20 protein-coding genes are annotated in these 20,310 nt (G+C 62.0%); 10 read left to right on the plus strand and 10 right to left on the minus strand.

The window, feature by feature from the left end:
* Positions 1–18: 18 nt before the first annotated feature.
* Positions 19–666, plus strand: coding sequence for an alginate O-acetyltransferase AlgF (locus HU750_RS06755; RefSeq protein ID WP_186677794.1), 648 nt, complete (start codon positions 19–21; stop codon positions 664–666).
* A 37-nt stretch (positions 667–703) separates the two neighbouring features.
* Positions 704–2,158, plus strand: a complete 1,455-nt coding sequence (locus tag HU750_RS06760) for a mannose-1-phosphate guanylyltransferase/mannose-6-phosphate isomerase (protein WP_186677797.1) — start codon at positions 704–706, stop codon at positions 2,156–2,158.
* An 80-nt stretch (positions 2,159–2,238) separates the two neighbouring features.
* Here the strand turns inward: HU750_RS06760 and HU750_RS06765 are convergent, their stop codons facing one another.
* Positions 2,239–2,691 carry a hypothetical protein gene (locus HU750_RS06765; protein ID WP_186677800.1) on the minus strand — a complete coding sequence of 151 codons (453 nt, stop codon included), beginning with the start codon at positions 2,689–2,691 and terminating at the stop codon, positions 2,239–2,241.
* A gap of 265 nt (positions 2,692–2,956) precedes the next feature.
* A complete protein-coding gene (locus tag HU750_RS06770; RefSeq protein ID WP_186677803.1) occupies positions 2,957–3,742 on the minus strand; it encodes a hypothetical protein in 786 nt (261 codons plus the stop codon).
* Between the two features lie 170 nt (positions 3,743–3,912).
* Here HU750_RS06770 and HU750_RS06775 point away from each other — a divergent pair, with 170 nt between their 5' ends.
* Together HU750_RS06775 and HU750_RS06780 are read left to right on the plus strand one after the other, a co-directional pair.
* Positions 3,913–4,377 (plus strand): multidrug transporter, encoded by a 465-nt coding sequence (locus HU750_RS06775; protein ID WP_186677806.1) that lies wholly within the window; start codon positions 3,913–3,915, stop codon positions 4,375–4,377.
* Between the two features lie 151 nt (positions 4,378–4,528).
* Complete coding sequence (locus tag HU750_RS06780) at positions 4,529–5,353, plus strand: SDR family oxidoreductase (RefSeq protein WP_186677809.1); 825 nt, start codon at positions 4,529–4,531, stop codon at positions 5,351–5,353.
* A gap of 131 nt (positions 5,354–5,484) precedes the next feature.
* Here HU750_RS06780 and HU750_RS06785 read toward each other — a convergent pair whose 3' ends face one another.
* The 4 genes from HU750_RS06785 to HU750_RS06800 all read right to left on the minus strand — a co-directional run bounded on the left by HU750_RS06785 (position 5,485) and on the right by HU750_RS06800 (position 10,583).
* Positions 5,485–6,936, minus strand: a complete 1,452-nt coding sequence (locus HU750_RS06785; protein WP_099430395.1) for an efflux transporter outer membrane subunit — start codon at positions 6,934–6,936, stop codon at positions 5,485–5,487.
* Positions 6,933–7,994, minus strand: coding sequence for an HlyD family secretion protein (locus HU750_RS06790; RefSeq protein WP_186677812.1), 1,062 nt, complete (start codon positions 7,992–7,994; stop codon positions 6,933–6,935). Before HU750_RS06790 ends, HU750_RS06785 begins: the two co-directional genes overlap by 4 nt.
* Positions 7,995–8,021: 27 nt before the next feature.
* Positions 8,022–9,563: an MFS transporter gene (locus tag HU750_RS06795; protein WP_099455271.1), complete on the minus strand. Its 1,542-nt coding sequence runs from the start codon at positions 9,561–9,563 to the stop codon at positions 8,022–8,024.
* Between the two features lie 114 nt (positions 9,564–9,677).
* On the minus strand, positions 9,678–10,583 hold the full coding sequence (locus tag HU750_RS06800; protein ID WP_027595291.1) for a LysR family transcriptional regulator: 906 nt from the start codon (positions 10,581–10,583) through the stop codon (positions 9,678–9,680).
* Between the two features lie 273 nt (positions 10,584–10,856).
* On the opposite strand from HU750_RS06800, the gene HU750_RS06805 reads away from it, so the two are divergent.
* The 3 genes from HU750_RS06805 (at position 10,857) to HU750_RS06815 (ending at position 12,211) form a co-directional block, all read left to right on the plus strand.
* Positions 10,857–11,303, plus strand: a complete 447-nt coding sequence (locus HU750_RS06805; RefSeq protein WP_186677815.1) for a universal stress protein — start codon at positions 10,857–10,859, stop codon at positions 11,301–11,303.
* A gap of 90 nt (positions 11,304–11,393) precedes the next feature.
* Complete coding sequence (locus HU750_RS06810) at positions 11,394–11,720, plus strand: type II toxin-antitoxin system PrlF family antitoxin (RefSeq protein WP_027595289.1); 327 nt, start codon at positions 11,394–11,396, stop codon at positions 11,718–11,720.
* A complete protein-coding gene (locus tag HU750_RS06815; protein ID WP_186677818.1) occupies positions 11,717–12,211 on the plus strand; it encodes a type II toxin-antitoxin system YhaV family toxin in 495 nt (164 codons plus the stop codon). The genes HU750_RS06810 and HU750_RS06815 overlap by 4 nt, the downstream gene beginning before the upstream one ends.
* Positions 12,212–12,253: 42 nt before the next feature.
* Here HU750_RS06815 and HU750_RS06820 read toward each other — a convergent pair whose 3' ends face one another.
* From HU750_RS06820 to HU750_RS06835, 4 genes are read right to left on the minus strand one after another with little or no spacing between them, the layout of a single operon-like run.
* Positions 12,254–13,114 (minus strand): efflux RND transporter periplasmic adaptor subunit, encoded by an 861-nt coding sequence (locus HU750_RS06820; RefSeq protein ID WP_186677821.1) that lies wholly within the window; start codon positions 13,112–13,114, stop codon positions 12,254–12,256.
* Positions 13,115–13,124: 10 nt separating this feature from the next.
* Positions 13,125–13,325, minus strand: coding sequence for a DUF1656 domain-containing protein (locus HU750_RS06825; protein ID WP_027595286.1), 201 nt, complete (start codon positions 13,323–13,325; stop codon positions 13,125–13,127).
* 4 nt (positions 13,326–13,329) lie between these two features.
* Complete coding sequence (locus HU750_RS06830) at positions 13,330–15,507, minus strand: FUSC family protein (RefSeq protein ID WP_186677824.1); 2,178 nt, start codon at positions 15,505–15,507, stop codon at positions 13,330–13,332.
* Positions 15,504–17,033, minus strand: coding sequence for an efflux transporter outer membrane subunit (locus tag HU750_RS06835; RefSeq protein ID WP_186677826.1), 1,530 nt, complete (start codon positions 17,031–17,033; stop codon positions 15,504–15,506). Before HU750_RS06835 ends, HU750_RS06830 begins: the two co-directional genes overlap by 4 nt.
* Before the next feature lie 191 nt (positions 17,034–17,224).
* On the opposite strand from HU750_RS06835, the gene HU750_RS06840 reads away from it, so the two are divergent.
* From HU750_RS06840 to HU750_RS06850, 3 genes are all read left to right on the plus strand, one after another.
* Positions 17,225–18,172, plus strand: coding sequence for a LysR family transcriptional regulator (locus HU750_RS06840; RefSeq protein WP_027595283.1), 948 nt, complete (start codon positions 17,225–17,227; stop codon positions 18,170–18,172).
* A gap of 202 nt (positions 18,173–18,374) precedes the next feature.
* Positions 18,375–19,349 carry a 2-hydroxyacid dehydrogenase gene (locus HU750_RS06845; protein WP_186677829.1) on the plus strand — a complete coding sequence of 325 codons (975 nt, stop codon included), beginning with the start codon at positions 18,375–18,377 and terminating at the stop codon, positions 19,347–19,349.
* Positions 19,350–19,571: 222 nt separating this feature from the next.
* Positions 19,572–20,270 carry a hypothetical protein gene (locus tag HU750_RS06850; RefSeq protein WP_186677832.1) on the plus strand — a complete coding sequence of 233 codons (699 nt, stop codon included), beginning with the start codon at positions 19,572–19,574 and terminating at the stop codon, positions 20,268–20,270.
* Positions 20,271–20,310 lie beyond the last annotated feature (40 nt).

Genomic DNA, 20,310 nt, shown 5'->3' on the forward strand with positions numbered 1-20,310 from the left:
GAAAGAGAGGAAATGCACATGACTACCAAGACTTCCATTGCCAAAGCCCTCACCCTCGCAGCAGGCCTGTCCCTTGCTTCGATGCAGGCCTTCGCCGGTGCCGACGCCGCGTTGTACGGCCCGACTGCACCGAAAGGTTCAACCTTCGTGCGCCTGTACAACGCCGCCAGCGCACCTGCCGCCGCCTCGGTCGGCAACACCCAGATCAAGCAGGTCGGCGCCCAGGCCAGTAGCGATTTCAGCTTCCTCCCAGGCGGTGACTACACCGCCCAGGTGGGCGGCAAGAGCGTGCCGGTCAAGCTGGCCTCGGACAAGTACTACACCCTGGTCAACAGCAGCAGCGGCAACCCGCAACTGATCGAAGAGCCACCGTTCAAGAACAAGCAGAAAGCCCTGGTACGCGTACAGAACCTCAGCGACCAGTCGCTGACCCTGAAGACCGCCGATGGCAAGACCGAAGTAGTCACGCCGGTCGCCGCCAAAGGCCGTGGCGAGCGTGAGATCAACCCGGTCAAGGTCAACCTCGCCCTGTATGCCGGCGACAAGAAAGTCAGCGACGTCAAACCCGTCGCCCTGGAGCGCGGCGAAGCCGCCGTGCTGTACGTCACCGGTTCCGGCAGCAGCCTGTCGCCGGTCTGGGTCACCCGCCCAGTGTCCACTAACTGATCCCCTGCCTCATTAACGACCTTATTGGAGAAACATCATGATCCCGGTAATTCTTTCTGGTGGTAGCGGTTCGCGTCTGTGGCCTCTGTCGCGCAAGCAATTCCCCAAGCAGTTCCTGGCCCTGACCGGTGAGCACACGCTGTTCCAGCAAACCCTCCAGCGCCTGGTATTCGAAGGCATGGACGCGCCGATCGTGGTCTGCAACAAGGACCACACGTTCATCGTTCAGGAACAGCTCTCGGCACTGAAGCTGAAAACCCAGGGCATCCTGATGGAACCGTTTGGCCGCAACACCGCCCCTGCCGTTGCGATGACCGCGATGAAACTGGTCAGCGAAGGCCGCGACGACCTGATGCTGGTGCTGCCCGCCGACCACGTGATCGACGATCAGAAAGCCCTGCAGCGCGCCCTGGCCCTGGCCACCGTGGCCGCCGAGCGTGGCGAGATGGTGCTGTTCGGCGTGCCGGCGACCAAACCCGAGACCGGCTATGGCTACATCCGCTCCAGCCAGGACGCACTGCTGCCCGAAGGTGTGGCGCGGGTGGCGCAATTCGTTGAAAAACCCGACGAGAAACGCGCCGCCGAGTTCGTCAAGGCCGGGGGCTACTTCTGGAACAGCGGCATGTTCCTGTTCCGCGCCAGCCGCTTCCTCGAAGAGCTGAAAAAACACGACGCCGACATCTATGACACCTGCGTGCTGGCCCTGGAGCGCAGTCAGGCAGACGGCGATGTGCTGAACATCGACGAAGCCACCTTCGCCTGCTGCCCGGACAATTCCATCGACTACGCGGTGATGGAAAAGACCCAACGCGCCTGCGTGGTGCCGATGTCGGCCGGCTGGAGCGACGTGGGCTGCTGGTCGTCGCTGTGGGATGTGCACGAGAAGGACGACAACGGCAACGTCACCAAGGGCGATGTGGTGGTGCAGGACAGCCGCAATTGCATGATCCACGGCAACGGCAAGCTGGTGTCGGTGATCGGCCTTGAGAACATCGTCGTGGTCGAGACCAAGGACGCCATGATGATTGCCCACAAGGACAAGGTCCAAGGCGTCAAGCAGATGGTCAAGACCCTCGACGAGCAAGGCCGCAGCGAGACCCAGAACCATCTGGAAGTGTACCGCCCATGGGGCTCGTACGATTCGGTGGACATGGGCGGCCGCTTCCAGGTCAAGCACATCACTGTCAAGCCAGGCGCCAGCCTGTCGCTGCAGATGCACCACCACCGCGCCGAGCACTGGATCGTGGTGTCCGGCACCGCCGAGGTGACCTGCGACGAAAACGTGTTCCTGCTCACCGAGAACCAGTCGACCTACATCCCGATCGCCTCGGTGCACCGGCTGCGCAACCCGGGCAAGATCCCGCTGGAGATCATCGAAGTGCAGTCCGGTAGCTACCTGGGTGAAGATGACATCGAGCGCTTCGAAGATGTGTATGGGCGCACTTCCACGCCGGTCGAGCGTGGGGTTTCGGTGAAAACCATCGCGCAGTAAACGAACGTAGCGCCTCACATTGAACTAACGCGTGAGGCGCTACGTACTCAGCACCGTTCTTCCCACTACGTGGATAAACGTTAGAGGGTCGGACAATTCATGTAAAAAGTTCCACCTGTCACAGCGATCGATTCGAAACCCTCGAGCTGGCATTCAAAAGCACCCTGAATTATTATTTCCCGCTCCCACTTAAACGACCAGATCCTACCCGTAGTTGACACAGAGGTCGACATCAGATAAACCCATGGCAGCCCACTATCGTACTCGCCAATAGCGTGGTCAGGTCCTTCAAGGTCCAGTGGAAAATTTATAGCAAATATATCTTTACGACCTGACTCCAACACCACGTCACCGGCAAGTACCCTGTCATTATTGATATCCTGATAACCCCAATAAAATTGACCAGTAAACGCTGCCAACCTACCATTAAAATAAGCATTTATCCGGCCGCGCTCACTTCTCGGAAGCGGTTCAAGTTTCACTAGGTTCGCTTTAGCTTTTGCGTTTGCGTTTGCAAAGGTATTTAAATCCATAGCCACCGCTCCTCATGACGCCTCACGCGGATTAATAAAAATTAGGCTCAACATCACAAACACTGCTGTACTCTAGGCTTTTGCCACTAACGCGCAACTGGCAAAAATGCTAGGTGGAACACCCCTTTACCCAGTCCCAAAACACCTGCGCAGTGCCATTTTCTTCCGGTTCAGCGTGCGTTTCCTGAAGACCCTCGCACCGTAATGCGAAGCCAGCCCCGCCTCTTGCAAAGAGGTGGGGCTTTTGGATGACCGTTTTGCTGTTTTACAGCTTCAGGTCGACATGGCCTTCCTGAAATGTGAAAGGCTGAGCGTTGTAGTGGAATGCAAGCGTGAAGGCGAAGGACAAGGCTCTACCTGGCGCCCACGCCAACTGGGTAATGGCGTAATCGTCAGCCATAATCAAGCCGTGATTAACGCTGGCAAAGGCGCGCTTGACCGAAGGTTGGTTGTTTTGATCGTACTCCAGAAGGAACACCGCCCCCAGGGCCAGCAAGCCGCCCTCAAGGCCAATGGACTGCTTGACCGCGACAAACGTCGGGCGCTCACGGTCACCGTTGTAACCCTGTTCATTAGCGTTGAACTTGGTATTATTTTTCAGTGCGGGAACGATGACCGCAGAGGCAGCACTTGCGGTGTTGCGCTGCAGCGCAGAGGCGGGCTTTTCATAGGCAATATCAAACACACCCTTTGAGACTTGAAAGTCACGCGCATATTCATCTTTGCCTTTGAAATCAAACTTACCCGCGACCCCACACTCCTCCCGGTTCCATACCAGGCTTTGTATCACGCCACTGTGCGCAGGGCCTGATACGTCACTCCCCAAGTAGGCCGATGTGCCGCCCTCACCGAGGGTATGGTCGCCATCCTTGATGTCCAACGGGAAGCCAATGTAGATGAATTCTTCAACGCCCTGCGCGGGGTTGCGGATACCCAGCACACCGCCGAGCGGGTCGAACCAGACGTCTTGAGCAATGAATTGCTCGCCTGTTGGCAGGGTGGCAGTCATCGCACCAGATGCGTTGCCGGTTTGGGTATTAAGTACGCTCATGATTGACTCCGAAAGCTGATGATTTTAATGAGTGGTAACAAGCTGCCTGTCACACAGATGCCAACGAAGGCAGCCAGTTTTAACGCGCTTTCAGATTAGGGTGAGGGCGGCTACGGCGGTACTGGCAGAAATGCTAGGATGGCCAGATCAGTGCAATCAAGGTTGTCTCCATGATCATCGGCGCCGTGCTAATTCTCACCTGGCTGGTACTGCTGCTGCGTTACCCAGCGAAGGCGTTGCCGATATCCCTGGCCGCCGTCTGCGGCATCGGCCTGGTCGCCCTGTTCGTGGCCTGGCAAGACAGCCGCGAAGCCGCGCAACTGGCACGCCTGGACTTGCGCCTGAACTATGCCCCGGACCAATGCCCCGCCGACCGGGCGCTGCAGGTTCACATGAAGAACGGCAACAAGGCTCCGCTGACCGAACTGCGTTGGCGGGTGGGGGCGTATGCGCCGGGGGATACTGTCAACCTGGCCGAAAACACTTACAGCGCGCCGCGTTACCGGGGGCCAGGTGAGCTGCAGCCAGGTGCCGAGTGGAAGGATTGCCTGCCCTTGCCGCCACTGCGCTCTGGCTATCGGCCGCAGACACTGGAGTTTCGGGCTGAGCATCTGCAGGGTACATTTGCCAATTGATCTGTCGCCTGGTCGGGCCCTTTCGCGGGCAAGCCCGCTCCCACAGGTACCGCCCAGATTTTGAGCGCTGTGCAGTACCTGTGGGAGCGGGCTTGCCCGCGAAGAGGCCACTACAGGCAACACAAACTTACCCGACTCAAGGCCATCTCCCATGCCCACCGTCCTGATCACCGGTTGTTCCAGCGGCATCGGCCGCGCCCTGGCCGACGCCTTCCGCGATGCCGGCCATGAAGTCTGGGCCACCGCCCGCAAACCTGAGGACGTCGCGCATTTAGCCGCCGCTGGTTTCACCGCCCGGCAACTGGACGTCAATGATGGCCAAGCCCTGACCCAACTGGCCGAGGAGCTGGAGGCAAGCCACGGGCGCCTCGACATGCTGATCAACAACGCCGGCTACGGTGCCATGGGCCCATTGCTCGACGGGGGTGTGGACGCCATGCGCCAGCAATTCGAAACCAACGTTTTCGCCGTGGTCGGCGTGACCCGCGCGTTGTTCCCGCTGCTGCGCCGCGCGCGTGGGCTGGTGGTGAATATCGGCAGCGTTTCTGGGGTGCTGGTCACGCCGTTCGCTGGGGCCTACTGCGCGTCGAAGGCTGCCGTCAACGCCCTGAGCGATGCCCTGCGCCTAGAGCTGGCGCCGTTTGGCATTCGGCTGATGGAAGTGCAGCCGGGGGCGATCGCTTCGCAGTTCGCCAGCAATGCCCAGCGCCAGGCCGATCAGGTGTTGGCTGCGGATTCGCCGTGGTGGCCACTGCGCGAATATGTCCAGGCACGGGCGCGGGCATCGCAGGACCGGCCGACGCCAGCGGCGGTGTTTGCCCAAGGGGTGTTGGCCGCTACGCGCAAAACGGCGGTGCCTGCGGTGGTCAGGCTGGGTAATGGCAGCACGGCGTTGCCGCTGATTGCCAGGCTGTTGCCGCGGCGCTTGCTGGACTGGGTGTTGCGCAAGCGGTTTGGGTTGCTGCGGCCGCTTTGATTGATGCTTGGCAGTACTGGCCTCTTCGCGGGTAAACCCGCTCATACAGGTACTGCACAGTGCTCAAAATCTGTACGGTACCTGTGGGAGCGGGTTTACCCGCGAAGAGGCCGGTACAGCCACAACACCTATCAAACCTTGTTCGCAGGCTGTGTATCAAACGCCTGCCACCCCCCTCCCAGCGCCTTGTACAGCCCCACCAACGCCTGGGAAACCGCCGCCGAGCTGTCGATCCACTGCTCTTCACTGGCCAGCAACGCACCTTGCACGGTCAGCACATTGAGAAAGTCCACCGCCCCTTCCACATACTGGCGCTGGGCAGTCTCCAAGGCGATACGGTTCTGCCGCACCGCCTCGGCCAAATGGTCGCGACGCAATTGGCTGGCGTTATACAGGCGCAGCACATCGTCGATTTCATGCCAGGCACCGAGCACCACCTTGCGGTAGTTGAGCGCGGCTTCCTGCTGCTGCGCCTCACGCAGTTCCAGCGTGCCTTTGAGCCGCCCACCTTCAAAAATCGGCAGTGAGAGTTGCGGGCCAAAAGCGAAGCGGCGCGAGTCCCAGCCGCCGAAGTCAGACAGCTGCATGGCCTGGAAACCCAGGCTGCCCGACAGCCGAATGCTCGGGTAGAAGTCGGCCTTGGCCACGCCGATACTGGCGGTGGCCGCATGCAGGCGCGCCTCGGCCTGGCGAATGTCCGGGCGGCGCTCGGCCAACTCCGACGGCAGGCCAATGGCGAACTGCTGCTGGGGCGCGGGCAGTTCCCCCCCTTCGAGCAACTGTGCCTGAAGGCTGCGAGGTGGCTCGGCCGCGAGCAGGCTGAGGGCGTTGATCAAGTCGTCGCGCTTGGCCTCAAGGCTGGGCAGGCGGGCTTCGATGGAGGCGACCTGGGCACTGGCCTGGGCCACGTCGAGGCGGGTGGCGACCCCTTCGGCCTGGCGATTCTCGGACAACTTCAGGCTGTGCTGCGCCACCTTCAGGTTGTCACGGGTGACGTCCAGGGTGTGCTGCACCGCACGCAGCTGAATGTAGTTGCCGGCGGTTTCCGACAACAGCGCCAACAACACCCCACGGCGGTCGTTCTCGGCCACTTCCACCGTCGCATCGGCAGCCTCCACTTGCCGGCGTACTCGGCCCCAGAGGTCCAGCTCCCACCCCGCGACCAAGTCACCCTGCCACAGGTTGAATGCCGATTTGCCCGCGTGGCCCGAGGGGTCACTCAGCCCTTCGGCGCTGTTGCGAGCACGGCTGTAGCCTGCGTTCACATCGACCGAGGGCGCTTCATCCGCTGCTACCGTACTGCGCAAGGCACGGCTTTGCAGCAACCGCGCACTGGCCATCTGCAAGTCCAGGTTGCGTTCGGCGACCCGCTGGATCAACGCGCTGAGCCGGGCATCGTGGAAGCTTTCCCACCAGCGCAGTTCCAGGGGTTCGGCCTGCGGCTGACTGGCCGCAGCCTCGCCTTGCAACCCAGCCCACTGTTGCGGGGCCTGGCTGTCCGGGCGTTTGAAATCTGGCCCGAGGGTACAGCCGGCCATCAGCAACGCCAGCAACACCGGGCTCAAGCGAAAGGCCGGTTTCATCGCGCGCTCACCTCTTTGCCTTCGATTTTGTCGCCGCGGGTATCGATGGTGGCTTCCACCGACATGCCCACGCGCAGCCGTGCAAGCAGCGGCTGGCCGTCATCGAACACGATCTTTACGGGGATGCGCTGCACCACCTTGGTGAAGTTACCGGTGGCATTGTCCGGCTTGACCGCCGCGAAGGTCACACCGGTGGCCGGCGCGATGCTCTCGACATGGCCATGCAGTTGCTCGCCCGAGAAGGTATCGACACTGATGCTGACGGGTTGGCCGGGCTGCACATGGGTCAGCTGGGTTTCCTGGAAGTTGCCGACCACATAGGCCTGCTGCAACGGCACCACCGACAACAGCCGAGCCCCCGGATTGACATAGGCGCCGACACGCAAGGCGCGCTCGCCGACCATGCCGTCCACCGGTGCGATGATGCGCGTGTAGGACAGGTCGAGCTGGGCTTTCTCCAGCCCCGCTTCGGCCCGTTTGAGCTGGCCATCGGCGCTGGCCACCTGGGCGCTGAGGATGTCCACCTGCTTGCGTGCGGCCACCAACGCCGCCTGGGTATTGGCCAGGCGCGCACGGGCCTGGTCGACCCCGCTGCGCGCCTGCTGGGCGTTCTGCACAGTGCCGGCACCTTGCTCGGCCAGGCGGCTGTAGCGGTTGACTTCATGATCGGCAAACGCCGCTTCGGCCTGGGCGGCTTTCACGGCGGCTTCGGCCTGGGCGATCAAGGCGGCTTGGCGCTCCAGCGTGGCGCGGGCATCGGCACTCTGCGCCTTGGCCACCAGCAATTGCGCCTGGGCTGCGTCGAGCGCGGCTTGGTAGTCGCGGGCATCGAGGGTCGCGAGCAACTGGCCTGCCGTGACTTGCTGGTTGTCCTCGACCAGTACCTCTTTGATAAAGCCTGCGACCTTGGGCGCGACCACGGTGTAATCGGCGATCACATAGGCGTCGTTGGTGCGCTGGCGGTGATCGCTGCCCAGCATCCAAGGCCCGACGATACCGGCCAGCACGGCCACGGCGAGCACCGAGCCGATGAAAAGTGTCTTGCGGTTGTTGGTCATTTCTAAGTCTCGAATTCAGTCACGGGCTCAAGCCACCGCACGCGGCGGGAAGATCCGGGTAGGCACGAAGGGAATCAGGCAGATCAACGCGACGGCGATGCACGCCATCACCAGGTACTGGTCGGCCGAGGTCAGTACCTGGGCCTGCTCATGGATACGCCGGGCAAGGCCGGCGGCGCTGTCATCGATCAGCGGCGCATTGCCCAGGCTGTCGACCAGGTGGTTGGAATGGAAATGCCGGCGCACGGTGCCCAAGACATCCAGCAAGCCGCCGGCAATCACCGCCGACAGCCCCTTGACCGTGTTGAACCAGGCCGAGGCGAACGGGCCTTCCTGCGGGGTCATGCCGTTGGTGGAGAGCATCAGCAGCGGCAGCACGGCCATCGGCTGGCCAAACACCTGCAACAGATAAAACGGGTAGAAGTCGCCGCGTATCCACTCTGAGGTCAGCAGGCTGCTGCCCAAGCACGACAGCGCCAGCATGCCGAGCCCCATCGCCAGTACCCAGCGGCAGTCCACCGCGCGGATGTTGCACAGCGCTGCAGTCAGCGGCAGGGCGATGAGTTGCGGCATGGCCACCAGCATCATCAGCGGGCTGGTCTGCGCCGGCCGGTAGCCCTGGATCTGCGCCAGGTACGCCGATGGAATGCTGCTCACCCCGGAGAGCACGATCAGCACACCGGCCAGGGTCACCAGGGCGAAGCTCAGGTTGCGCCGCGAGAGCATGCGCAACTGGAAGAACGGCAGCGGTTCGGACCATTCGTTGTACAGGAACAGCACCAGCAACAGTAGGCCGCCGCCCAGCAGCCAGCAGATCAGCGGTGAGTCGAACCAGCCCCAGCGGTCACCCAGCGACAGGCCGAGGACGATGCAACTGATGGCAGGCAGGCCCAGCAGCACGCCACGCCAGTCGAACTGTTTGAAACGCTCCAGGCGCAATGGGTCTTGGGGCAGACCCCAACCGACGCAGAACATCGCCAGCAGCGACGGCAGGATGATCTGCCAGAAGGCCCACTGCCAACCGACGTACTCGGTCCACAGGCCCGCCAGCGGTGTGCCGAGGTTCGGCCCAAAGGTAGCGGTCAGGGCGTAGCAGGCCAGGCCATAGACCTTGATGCCCGGTGGCAGAAAACGTAGCGCGACACTCATCAGCATCGGCGGCAAGGCGCCCGAGGCAAAGCCTTGCAGCACCCGCAGCAGCATCAGGCTGTGCAGGTTGGGGGCGAACGGTTGCAGCAGGCCCAGCACGGCGAAAACAGCAATGGCAGACAGGGTGAAGCGGCGCAGGGAAAAGGTCGTCGCAAGCCAGGGTGCAAAGGCCATCGCCGACACCGAAGCTGCGCTGTACGCGGCCAGCAGCCAGGCGCCTTCGTCGGCACCGATGCCCATGGCGCCGCGGATATCGGCCAGCGAAATCTTGGTTACCGCCTCGTTGAGGCCGGCGCAGAGTACTGCCAGCAACACCCCAAACAACCCCACCACTACCTGCAGGCCGAATGCCGTCTGCACGGGGGCGGCCGGCGCGGGGGCGGCAGCCAGCGCAGCAGAAGGCGCGGTCAGGGAACTCATGGGAATACATCTCCAGCAACAATTTCAGGGCTGGAGCAAGTCTAAGAAGGTCGAATGCTTACGAAAACTGACTTGTTGGCAGGTTTATATTGCGCCAGACGCAATCGGCCTCTGTTACGGGTCGATGCTGCCGCACACCTTCAACGTTTGGCGCAGCCAGCGGTGGGCCGGGTCATTGTCGAACCGCGGGTGCCAGGCCTGCATCACGTTGACCTTCTCCAGTGGCACCGGGATCTCGAATGAGCGCAGGGGCAGTTTCAAGCGCTGCACACTGTTGAGGATGTTGGCCGGTATCGGCAGGATCAGGTCCGAATCCGGCAGCGAAAACATCGCCGAGTGGAAGCTCGTGGTGATCAGCGCCACCCGCCGTTCGACCTTGTGGTTGGCCAATGCCACATCGATCGGCCCGTTGGCTCTGCCCCGGCGCGACACGCTGATCTGCGGGTAGGCGGCGAACCGCTCAGGGGTGATCTCGGCATCGAAGATCGGGTGGCCCTCGCGCGCCAAGCCTACGAAGTAGGTGTTGAACAGGCTCTGCACCTTGATTTCCGGGCCCAGCTCGACGGCCGAGCTGATGATCAAGTCGATATGCCCGTTGCGCAGCACCGCATCATCGTCGCCACTGCCCTCGGGCACGAAACGCAGCACCGTACGCGGTGCCTGGGCCAGCATCATGCGCAACAGCTGGGCGCCGTACAGGGCGATGAACAGGTCGTTGGTGCGGATGTTGAAGGCCCGGTCCAGGTTGACCAGGTCGACATCGTCACGGCTGCGGAACACCTGCCCGGCCTGCTCCACCAGCCCATGCACCTGCTCGCGCAGCGCCAGCGCACGGGGTGTCGGCACCAAGCCACGGCCGGCGCGCACCAGGATCGGGTCGCCCAAGGCATCGCGAATGCGCCCCAGGGTCCGGCTCATGGCGGCCGGGCTCAGGTTCATGCGCTGCGCGGCGCCCACCACACTGCCTTCGTCAAGCAAGGCGTCGAGGGCGACGAGCAGGTTCATGTCCGGGAGTTGCATGGCCGTTTTCCGTGGCGATTGTGGGAACGGCGATGGTAGCAGGTTGGAGGATTGCGTCTGACGCAATAAGGTCGTGCGTGGTGGGGCATTTATTCTGGGCGTTGGTTGGGCCATAAGTGATGCAGTGGCTGTACCGGCCTCTTCGCGGGGCAAGCCCACTCCCACAGGTACCCCGCAATGCCTGAGGTTTGTGCGGCCAACCTATGGGAGTGGGCTTGCCCCGCGAAGAGGCCGGTACAGCCAGCACATCATTTAGCTTCGACAAGGATTCCCATGCCCACCCCGGTCCTCATCGCCATCGACGCCTCCCCCGCATCCGCTGCCCTGCTCACCCTCGCCCGCCGCTACTGCCGCCCCGCCGAACACGAGCTGCATGTGCTGCTGGCCATCGACAGCACCTTCGCCGTGCACGAGCAACCCGCGCCCTACACCGCCGAAGAACTGGAGGAATACCCCGCTGCCTGCGAGGAGCAGCAGCATGCCGACCACGCCGTAGCCAAGGCCGTGCGCGAGTTGCAGGACGCCGGCTTCACCAGCCAGGGCTGCATGGTGGCCGGGCAGCCGGTCGAGGCCATCGTCAGCAAGGCGCAAGATCTGCGTTGCGAACTGATCATCATGGGTCATCGCCACCTGTCACGATTGGGGCGATTGCTGGATCCTTCGATCAGCGCGAAGGTGATTGACCGGGTAGAAGTGCCGGTATTGGTGGGCGCGGCCTGAACCATTCATCAGCTCCCCAATGCACTGCATTGACCGCGTAATGCAATCGCATTACCTTGCATTCATTGTTGCAATGCAAAGGATATGGCCATGGCCGCCACCTTCGAAGTTGAATCCACCCTGACCGATCGTTACCAGACAACCGTACCGGAAACAGTGCGTCGCGCGCTGGGTTTGAAAAAGCGTGACAAGATCCATTACTCGATTCAACCCGACGGGGAGGTGATACTCACCCGCGCAGAGGCAACCGAAGACGACCCTGTGCTAGGCCAGTTCCTGAATTTTCTGGCCCACGATATCGCCACCCATCCGCAACGTCTGCAAGTTGTCGATGCTGACCTCATCGCTCGCCTCGACAGCCTCGTGGGCGACGCCGAGATCGACCTGGATCAACCTCTATCGGCGGAAGATGAATGAGTGATGCGAGGAAGCCTTTAACTATTCATGGATGGACTGTATTTGCTCACCCGCTGTTCTTAGCCGAACTGGACGCGCTCAGTGAGCAAGTCGCGGCACAGTTGCAGAAAGACCCGATCGGCTACACGAAAAAGAACGCGTACAAGCGGCTGGCCGCGATCAAACGATTGGCGTTTGACGTCATCCCGCAAGCCCCGACCAAGCCTGAGTACCGTCAAGGTTCAGCGCTAGGAGGCGACCACAAGCACTGGTTTCGAGCGAAGTTCTTTCAGCAATACCGGCTGTTCTTTCGCTACCACACCCCCAGCAGGATAATCGTGCTGGCATGGGTAAATGACGAGACGAGCAAGCGGGCCTACGAGCGCACTGACGATGCTTACAAAGTCTTCCAGAAGATGCTGCTCACCGGCCACCCTCCTGATGATTGGGACGCGTTACTGCGAGAGGCAGGCGCGGCAACACACAGATTTAAATCTTCACTGAACACCTAGTGCGGCTCTCACTGGCGTGTGACTGAGCGCCGCTACCGGGATTCATTCCTCGCGAGGCTTCACCACCACCGTACACGTCGTCCCCGCCGCCAGCAAAAACCCTTCCGGCACTTCATCGATGTGGATCCGTACCGGCACACGCTGCGCCAACCGCACCCAGTTGAAGGTCGGGTTCACATCGGCGATCAGCTCGCGGCTCTGGGGGTTGTCGCGGTCATAAATACCGCGGGCAATGCTCTCTACGTGGCCTTTGATGCGCTCGCCGCTCATCATCTGCAGCTCGGCCTGGTCACCCACCTTCACGTGCGGCAGCTTGGTCTCTTCGAAGAAGCCATAAACCCAAAACGAGTTCTCGTCGACCACAGCCATCACCGGCTCACCGGTGCGCGCATAGTCGCCCTTGTGGATGTTCAGGTTGGTCACATAACCGTCTACCGTGGCCACGATGTGCGTGCGCTTGAGGTTCAGCTCTGCGGCCGCCAGTTCGGCCAGGGCCTGTTGATAATCCGCCTGGGCCGAGTTGGCGATGTTGCTGGCGTCGTCGCGGTTTTCTTTGGAGATCACCAGGTTGTCCATGTCGGCGCGGCGCTTGGCGTTGACCTTGCGCATTTCCCAGGTGGCCTTGCGCGAGGCAACCAGCGCCTTGGCCTGGTCGACGGCCATTTGGTAGTGCTCAGGGTCGATCTGGATCAACAGGTCGCCCTTCTTCACCCGCTGGTTGTCCTTGACCGGTACACCCACCACGTAGCCGGGCACGTCGGCAGCGACGTTGATGATGTCGGCACGCACACGCCCGTCGCGGGTCCAGGGCGTGGTCATGTAGTGCAGCCACAACTGGCGGCCGATCGCCACGGCGGCCACCAGCACCAGCAGGGTGGCGATCAGGCTGAAGAACTTTTTCATCGAAGGTTTCTCACCAGTAGACAGACAGCGCGAGGGCGCCGAAAAGGCAGACGAACAGGCTCAGGCGCAGCAGCGCCGGGTGCCAGAAAAAGCGGTAGCCGTCATGGCTGGCGATGAAGCGGTCCAGGCCCCAGGCCAGGCCCAGGGCGAACAGGAACATCAAGGTCATGGTGGGCATGTACACGCCATGGAAGGCGATTTCACGGGGCATGATTTCACGGGGCATGGTGCAGTCCTTTCGCCGGTGCCAGCGGCGACTGTGGGTCCAGCAGGGAAGAACGGATGAAGTGCAAGTAGCTTTGCGCGCGGCGCAGCACCGAGGTGTCGAAGTGCCGGGCGAAGGGTTCGTCGGTGGCCTGCACGCGGCTGATGGCATGGTCCACCGCCACCAGTGCGCGCTCGTGGTTGCTGGCGCTGGGCTGCAGGAACAAACGCGCCAGGGCGCGGCCCATGACGCGGATGGCCTGGCGCCATGGCTGCGACTCGGCGTAGGCCGGGTGGATCGGGGCGCGGGCCTGTTCCTTGCGCAGCTCGATGATGGCGTGGCCGATTTCCAGCACGGTGAACATCCAGCCCATCAGCTCGCTCTGCACCTTCGGCTTGCCGGCAGCCAGGCCATAGGCTTGGTGCAGCAGGTCACGGGTGCGGCTCTCGAAGGCCGAACCCAAGCCGCGCAAGCGGCCACTGATGGCGAACAGCACCTGTTCACGCAGTTCCTGCTCCAGCCGGCTCCACAGCCAGCGGCTGTTGGGCGGCAGGATGATCGCCCCGGCCGCGGCGCAGACGAACATGCCGATGACCATGCCGATGTAGTCGTTGATGAAGGTGTAAGGGTCGTAGACGGTCAGGTTGTTGGGCACCGAACCGATGGCGAAAAACACCAGCAAACCGATGCCGTAACCGGCATACGCGGGCCGCGAAGACAGGAATGCCCCCAGCACGAAGACCGGTGCCAGGACCATGCACAGCAGCGGGAATCCGTCGATCCAGGGGAACACGAAGAAGGTTTCGAAGAACCCGACGAAGGCCCCGATCGCCGTGCCGCAGGCCATCTGGAACGACATGCGCTTGGGGTTGGGCGAGGCCGCCGACAAGCCCACCGTGACCGTGGCGATCAGCGTCATCATGGCGCCGCTGGGCCAGTCGCTGAGCAACCAGTAACTGCCCAGCAGCAACAGCACCGCCGAGGCGCGCACGCCAGCAGCCAACGACACCAGCCAGCTGGTCTGCGCCACATAGGGCTCGTCCCACTGCTCGCGCTCGTGCTTGTGCACGGCCAGCGAGGCATGGGTCTCGGCGTAGCTGAACATCTCGTCGACAAAGCGATACAGCAGCTCGAAGGCGGTGTGGAAGTCGAGCAGGTCGGAGTCGCTGGGGTTGGTTTGCTGGTACTCGGCGCGCAAGCCACGCACCTGGGCTTGCAGGCCCTCCTTGTAGGCGGCCAGCTCAAGCGTCAGACGCAGCGCGTCCGAATCGGTCAAGGCGCGGCCCACGTAGGGCTGAAGCAGTTCGACCAAGGTGTCCAGGCCCGGCTCGATGGCGCTGACGATCTGCAGCGGGCCACGGGCGCGCAGGCGTTCGAGCAGCCGGTGCAGGGCATTGAAGCGCGTGGTGATGGCCATGAACTCGCTGTTCATGCGCACCAACCGGCCACTGCGCCTGCGCATGTGCGGGTCTTCGAAGGCGGTGACATTACGCAGGCTTTCCAGGCCAACAGCCTCGGCGATGAAGCGCACGTTGCTGCTTTCAAAGCGGTCGCGCTGGCTGTCACCACGCAAAGCTTCGACTACGACGCCAGCGAACACACCGAAGCGCTGGTAGAGGGCGTTACGCATGGCCGCGCTGGCCGACTGCGGCAGGATCGCGGCGCTGACGAACGTTGAAACGAGAATCCCCAGGGCGATTTCCAGCACCCGCCACACGGCCGCCATAAAGGCTTGGTCGGGGTGCTCCAGTACCGGCAAGCCGATCATCGCCGCGGTGTAGCCGGCCAGCACGAAGCCATAGGCACGGAAGGTGCGGTAGCGCATCGCGCCAGCCGAACACAGGCCGACCCACAGGGCCAGGCTGGGCAGGAACAGCTCGGTGTTCTGCGGGAAAATGGCGATCAGTGCGACCATCATCGCCGAGCCTGCCAGGGTGCCGAGCACCCGGTAGAAACTCTTGGCGAACACGTGGCCGCTTTGCGGCTGCATGACGATGAACACGGTGATCATCGCCGTGCGCGGCTGCGGCAGTTCCAGGCGCATGGCCAGCCACAGGGTGATGAAGGCGGCGGCCAGCACCTTGAAGATGTAGACCCAGGTCACGCCATCGGTGCGCGCCCAGGCAAAGAAGCCCCGGCGCCACTCCAGGCCCTGCAGCCAGCGCACGGGCAGGCTTGAGGTGCTCATTTGGCGTTATCCGGCTGCTTGTCGAAAATGGCCAGGGTGGCCGGGGTTTTCGGTGCGGCCTGGCGCTCTTGCTCCGGCACGTCCTTGCCCGCTTGCAGGCCACCCCCAAGGGCGGTGACCAGCTCGGCATGGGCGATCAGGCGGGCGGCCTGCACCTGCTGCTGTACCTGCTGCTGACGGAACAGCAAGGTCTGCGCGTTGAGCACGTTGAGGTAGTCGGTCAGGCCGCGCTGGAAGGCGACCATGGCGATGTCGTAGGTCTTTTGCGCGGCGGCGACCGATTCGGCGGCAAAGTGCGATTGCTCTTTCATCGACTCGCGGCGGATCAACTGGTCGGAGATGTTCTTCAATGCACCGACCACGGTCTGGTTGTAGCGCGCGACGGCCATGTCATAGCCCGCTGAAGCGACGCCCAGTTGCGAGCGCAGGCGGCCGCCGTCGAAGACCGGCAGGCTGATTGCCGGGCCGACGTTGTAGTTGAACTTGCGCCCGGTGAGAAACTCCAGCGGGCCGCCGCCGGTGGCCATGAAACCGAGGCTGCCGACCAGGTCGACATTGGGGAAGAAGCCGGCATGCGCGACGTCGATGCCACGCGCTTGCGCGGCCACCTGCCAACGGCTGGCGACCACGTCCGGGCGCTGGCCGACCAGCTCGGCGGGCAGCGCCGATGGCAGCATGAGCGGGGCGCCAAGGGTCAGGGTCGGGCGCTGGATCTGCGCCCCCTCCCCTGGCCCCTTGCCGGCCAACGCAGCAAGCTGGTTGCGGGTCAGGGCGATCTCTTCGTCAAGGCTGTCGAGCTGACGATGGGTTTCGGGCAGCGGCGCTTCGGCCTGGCTGACTTCGAAATGGGTGCCGATGCCTGCGTCCAGCCGACGCTTGGCCAGGGCCAGGATCTGCTCCTGCTGCTCGAGTTCAGCCTTGACGATATCGCGCTGGGCGAAGTGCAGGCTCAGCTGGATGTAAGCACGCACCACGTTGTTCTGCAGCTCGAGCTGCGCCTGGCGAGCCTCGGCCACACTCATGTGCGCCTGGTCCACAGCCTGCTCGCTGGCATTGCGCTCGCGGCCCCAGAGGTCGAGGGCATAGCTGAAGCCGATGGCGGCGTTGTTGTCCCAGGTATTGGCGCCCGACAGTGCGCCAGGGCCGTAGAACTGATCCTCGGGCCAGTTGTGGCGCTTGAGTGTGGCCTGGCCGTTGGCTTGCAGCTTTTCTGCCGACTCGACCACACCGGCCATGGCCTTGGCCTCGCGCACCCGCGCCAGGGCCATGGCCAGGTTCGGGCTGCCCTCGACGGCCAATGCGACCCAGCGGTTCAGCTGGGGGTCGCGATAGGCCTGCCACCACTGCTGGTCGGGCCAGTGCGCGTCGGTGGCCGCTTCGCGTATCGCCGCGTCGGTGGTCAGGGTATTGGCGTGTAATGTCTTGCTTTGCGGGGCAATGCCCCAGGTTCCGATACAGCCGCTCAAGGTGAGGGTAAGGGCACAGGCACTGAACACTTGAAGCGTTCTGATGATGCGACGCGGCACAGCTGCGATTTCCCGAGGAAGAGGTGGAGGGGCCGGGCAATTCTAGGGGGCGGCAGGACTGGCGATAAGCGCATATTCCTGCGAATCTTTGTTACCAAACGCGCGATAATCAGCCTTTGGTCGAAGGCATCTTTTAATAACTTCGTCGTTACTTCGTGACACAATTTTGTCCTCTACCTTGAGAGTGACCCATGGACACCCTGCAAAATATGCGTGCTTTCAGTTGCGTAGCCCAGCTTGGCAGCTTCACGGCTGCTGCGGCGCAACTGGATACGACCACCGCGAACGTGTCGCGGGCGGTCTCCAATCTGGAAGCCCATCTGCAAACTCGGCTGCTCAACCGTACTACCCGCCGCATCGCGCTGACCGAGGCCGGCAAGCGCTACCTGATGCGCTGCGAACAGATTCTTACCTACGTTGAAGAAGCCGAGGCCGAGGCCAGCGACGCCCATGCCCGCCCGGCTGGGCAATTGAAGGTTCACTCCATGACCGGGGTGGGCCAACACTTCGTGGTCGATGCCATTGCCCGCTACCGTGAATCGCACCCGGACGTGACCTTCGACCTGACCATGGCCAACCGCGTGCCGGACCTGCTCGATGAGGGCTACGACGTGTCCATCGTGCTGGCCACCGAGCTGCCGGACTCGGGCTTCGTGTCACAGCGTTTGGGGATCACCTACAGCATCGTCTGCGCCTCGCCCGACTACATCGTGCGCAACGGCATCGCACACAAGCCTGCCGACCTGCTCAAGCACGCCTGCCTGCGCATGGTCAGCCCGGTGATCCCGCTGGAGAAGTGGCTGTTCGACGGCCCGGAAGGCCAGGAAATGGTCAACATCACCAGCTCGCCGTTCCAGGTGAACACCGCCGACGCCATGAAAACCGCGATTCGCAGTGGCATGGGCGTGGGCGTGCTGCCGATCTATTCGGCCATCGACGGGCTGCGTGACGGCAGCCTGGTGCGGGTGCTGCCCGAGTATCGGCTGCAAGAGCTGAACCTGTACGCCATCTATCCGTCGCGCCAGTACCTGGATGCCAAGATCAAGACCTGGGTCGAGTACCTGCGCAATTCGCTGCCGGAAATTCTGGCAGCGCATGAGGCAGACCTGAAAACCCATCAGGTGCAGATCGCCAACTGAGAAACATGCTGCATTCAGGGGAGGAGCAATGGTAGGTTGCTAACCATTGCTTCCAGCGCCAGGACCATGGGAGGGCGATGCCCTCCATTCGCAGCACAAGGCTGCTCCTACAGCGACCTTTGTAGGAGCAGCCTTGTGCTGCGAATGACCGCAACGCGGTCAACTGCCTGGCAGTCCACCCTAGCCTTGCAGAGAGTTGCCGATGAAAAAGACCGTCCTGGCCTTCAGCCGCATCACCCCGGCCATGGCCGAGCGCCTGCAACAAGACTTCAACGTGATCCTGCCGAACCCCAAGCTCGGCGACATCAACGCCCAATTCAACGAAGCCCTGCCCGAGGCCCACGGCCTGATCGGCGTCGGCCGTAAGCTTGGCCGTGCGCAACTCGAAGGCGCGGCCAAGCTTGAAGTGGTCTCCAGCGTCTCGGTCGGCTACGACAACTATGACGTCGACTACTTCAATGAACGCGGCATCGCCCTGACCAACACCCCCGACGTACTCACCGAAAGCACCGCAGACCTGGGCTTCTCGCTGATCATGGGCTGCGCCCGGCGCACGGCCGAGCTGGATGCCTGGACCAAGGCCGGCCAGTGGCAAGCCACCGTCGGCCCGGCGCACTTCGGCAGCGATGTGCACGGCAAGACCTTGGGCATCGTCGGCATGGGCAACATCGGCGCCGCCGTTGCCCGCCGCGGCCGGTTCGGGTTCAACATGCCGGTCATCTATACCGGCAACAGCCGCAAGGCTGCACTGGAGCAAGAGCTGGGGGCGCAGTTCCGCAGCCTGGAGCAACTGCTGGCCGAAGCCGATTTCGTCTGCATCGTGGTGCCGTTGTCGGAGGCCACCCGCAAGCTGATCGGTGCACGGGAGCTGAAGCTGATGAAGCCAAGCGCCTTCCTCATCAACATCGCCCGCGGCCCGGTGGTCGATGAAGCAGCACTGATCGAAGCCCTGCAGAACGGCACCATTCGCGGTGCCGGCCTGGATGTGTACGAGAAGGAACCGCTGAGCGATTCGCCACTGTTCAAACTGCCCAACGCCCTGACCCTGCCGCACATCGGCTCGGCCACCGCAGAAACCCGCGAGGCCATGGCCAACCGGGCGATGGACAACCTGCGTGCGGCGCTGCTGGGTGAACGGCCGCGGGATCTGGTGAACCCGCAGGTGTGGAAGCACTAAGCGTTTTCAACTGTTTTTATCGCGCCGTTCGCAAAGCTACTGGCGAATGGCGCGCGCCCTCTGCCCACGCCCCTTGCGATAAGCGAGCAATCTGAAACAACTCGCTTATTGGCCCATTGCCAACGCTACGTACCTATCATTTTTGCTAGGTGACACCCGCTACACCTCAGATTAACAATGCAGAAGAACACCACCTTCATTGCTATTCTGAGGACTACCCACGTGAAAAATCTCAACCCTATTTTTCGAGACATTCAATTTGATGACGTTGTAGAGATTCCGGGGATTGAAGAGAATCTCATCACGTCCGCCAAGATGGCAGAGTATTTAAATATAACCATCCCCCAAACAGACGAATGGCCGGTACCCTCCTATTTTTACATTACTCACTCCAGTGAGAGCGGCCAGTCAATCCTTGATCGCCAGTACGACAAACCACTTCCAGAGTCGCTACACTTCCAGCTCCCTTCGGATCGATTCAAAAAAAGTCAGAAACAAACCCTGCAATATGTATTAAAAACAAAAGATGGTTCTGAAAGGACAGTCACAACCTCTTTCACCGTCGACTTAAAAAAACCCATCCAAGCGCCTCCATTGGCGATGGATACCACAGCATTCAACCTCGCCTACTTCGACAACCATGACAGTTTAGATTTTACAGCCCCACCTTTCACTTATAACAGAGTTGGAGACCACTGCATGGTTAACATAACCGGACCCGAGAATATTAGCGTGACATTGACGACACCGCCTCGCGCGAAAGAGGATCAGCCCATCACAGGTAAAATACCTAAAGATACATTCTTCATGGATGGAAAAGCCATATACGGAGATTATACCCTTGTATATACCGCCCTCTCACGCGCCGGTAACGAATCTAAAGATACAGAGGCCGTCACGGTCACATTCAGCGCATCGTGAAATCCGTACCGGGTGATATTTCACCCACCGATACTGCAGC

The sequence above is a fragment of the Pseudomonas sp. SWRI50 genome, from assembly GCF_014269095.1.
In the GTDB taxonomy this organism is placed as follows: domain Bacteria; phylum Pseudomonadota; class Gammaproteobacteria; order Pseudomonadales; family Pseudomonadaceae; genus Aquipseudomonas; species Aquipseudomonas kermanshahensis.

Bases quoted from the DNA above. Each gene is read 5' to 3' on its own strand.
- HU750_RS06840 (WP_027595283.1), top strand. From the start codon at position 17,225: ATGGACACCCTGCAAAATATGCGTGCTTTCAGTTGCGTAGCCCAGCTT.
- HU750_RS06805 (WP_186677815.1), top strand. From the start codon at position 10,857: ATGCCCACCCCGGTCCTCATCGCCATCGACGCCTCCCCCGCATCCGCT.
- HU750_RS06800 (WP_027595291.1), bottom strand. From the start codon at position 10,583: ATGCAACTCCCGGACATGAACCTGCTCGTCGCCCTCGACGCCTTGCTT.
- HU750_RS06790 (WP_186677812.1), bottom strand. From the start codon at position 7,994: ATGACCAACAACCGCAAGACACTTTTCATCGGCTCGGTGCTCGCCGTG.
- HU750_RS06785 (WP_099430395.1), bottom strand. From the start codon at position 6,936: ATGAAACCGGCCTTTCGCTTGAGCCCGGTGTTGCTGGCGTTGCTGATG.
- HU750_RS06770 (WP_186677803.1), bottom strand. From the start codon at position 3,742: ATGAGCGTACTTAATACCCAAACCGGCAACGCATCTGGTGCGATGACT.
- HU750_RS06760 (WP_186677797.1), top strand. From the start codon at position 704: ATGATCCCGGTAATTCTTTCTGGTGGTAGCGGTTCGCGTCTGTGGCCT.
- HU750_RS06845 (WP_186677829.1), top strand. From the start codon at position 18,375: ATGAAAAAGACCGTCCTGGCCTTCAGCCGCATCACCCCGGCCATGGCC.
- HU750_RS06810 (WP_027595289.1), top strand. From the start codon at position 11,394: ATGGCCGCCACCTTCGAAGTTGAATCCACCCTGACCGATCGTTACCAG.
- HU750_RS06815 (WP_186677818.1), top strand. From the start codon at position 11,717: ATGAGTGATGCGAGGAAGCCTTTAACTATTCATGGATGGACTGTATTT.
- HU750_RS06825 (WP_027595286.1), bottom strand. From the start codon at position 13,325: ATGCCCCGTGAAATCGCCTTCCATGGCGTGTACATGCCCACCATGACC.
- HU750_RS06795 (WP_099455271.1), bottom strand. From the start codon at position 9,563: ATGAGTTCCCTGACCGCGCCTTCTGCTGCGCTGGCTGCCGCCCCCGCG.
- HU750_RS06830 (WP_186677824.1), bottom strand. From the start codon at position 15,507: ATGAGCACCTCAAGCCTGCCCGTGCGCTGGCTGCAGGGCCTGGAGTGG.
- HU750_RS06755 (WP_186677794.1), top strand. From the start codon at position 19: ATGACTACCAAGACTTCCATTGCCAAAGCCCTCACCCTCGCAGCAGGC.
- HU750_RS06780 (WP_186677809.1), top strand. From the start codon at position 4,529: ATGCCCACCGTCCTGATCACCGGTTGTTCCAGCGGCATCGGCCGCGCC.
- HU750_RS06820 (WP_186677821.1), bottom strand. From the start codon at position 13,114: ATGAAAAAGTTCTTCAGCCTGATCGCCACCCTGCTGGTGCTGGTGGCC.
- HU750_RS06765 (WP_186677800.1), bottom strand. From the start codon at position 2,691: ATGGATTTAAATACCTTTGCAAACGCAAACGCAAAAGCTAAAGCGAAC.
- HU750_RS06775 (WP_186677806.1), top strand. From the start codon at position 3,913: ATGATCATCGGCGCCGTGCTAATTCTCACCTGGCTGGTACTGCTGCTG.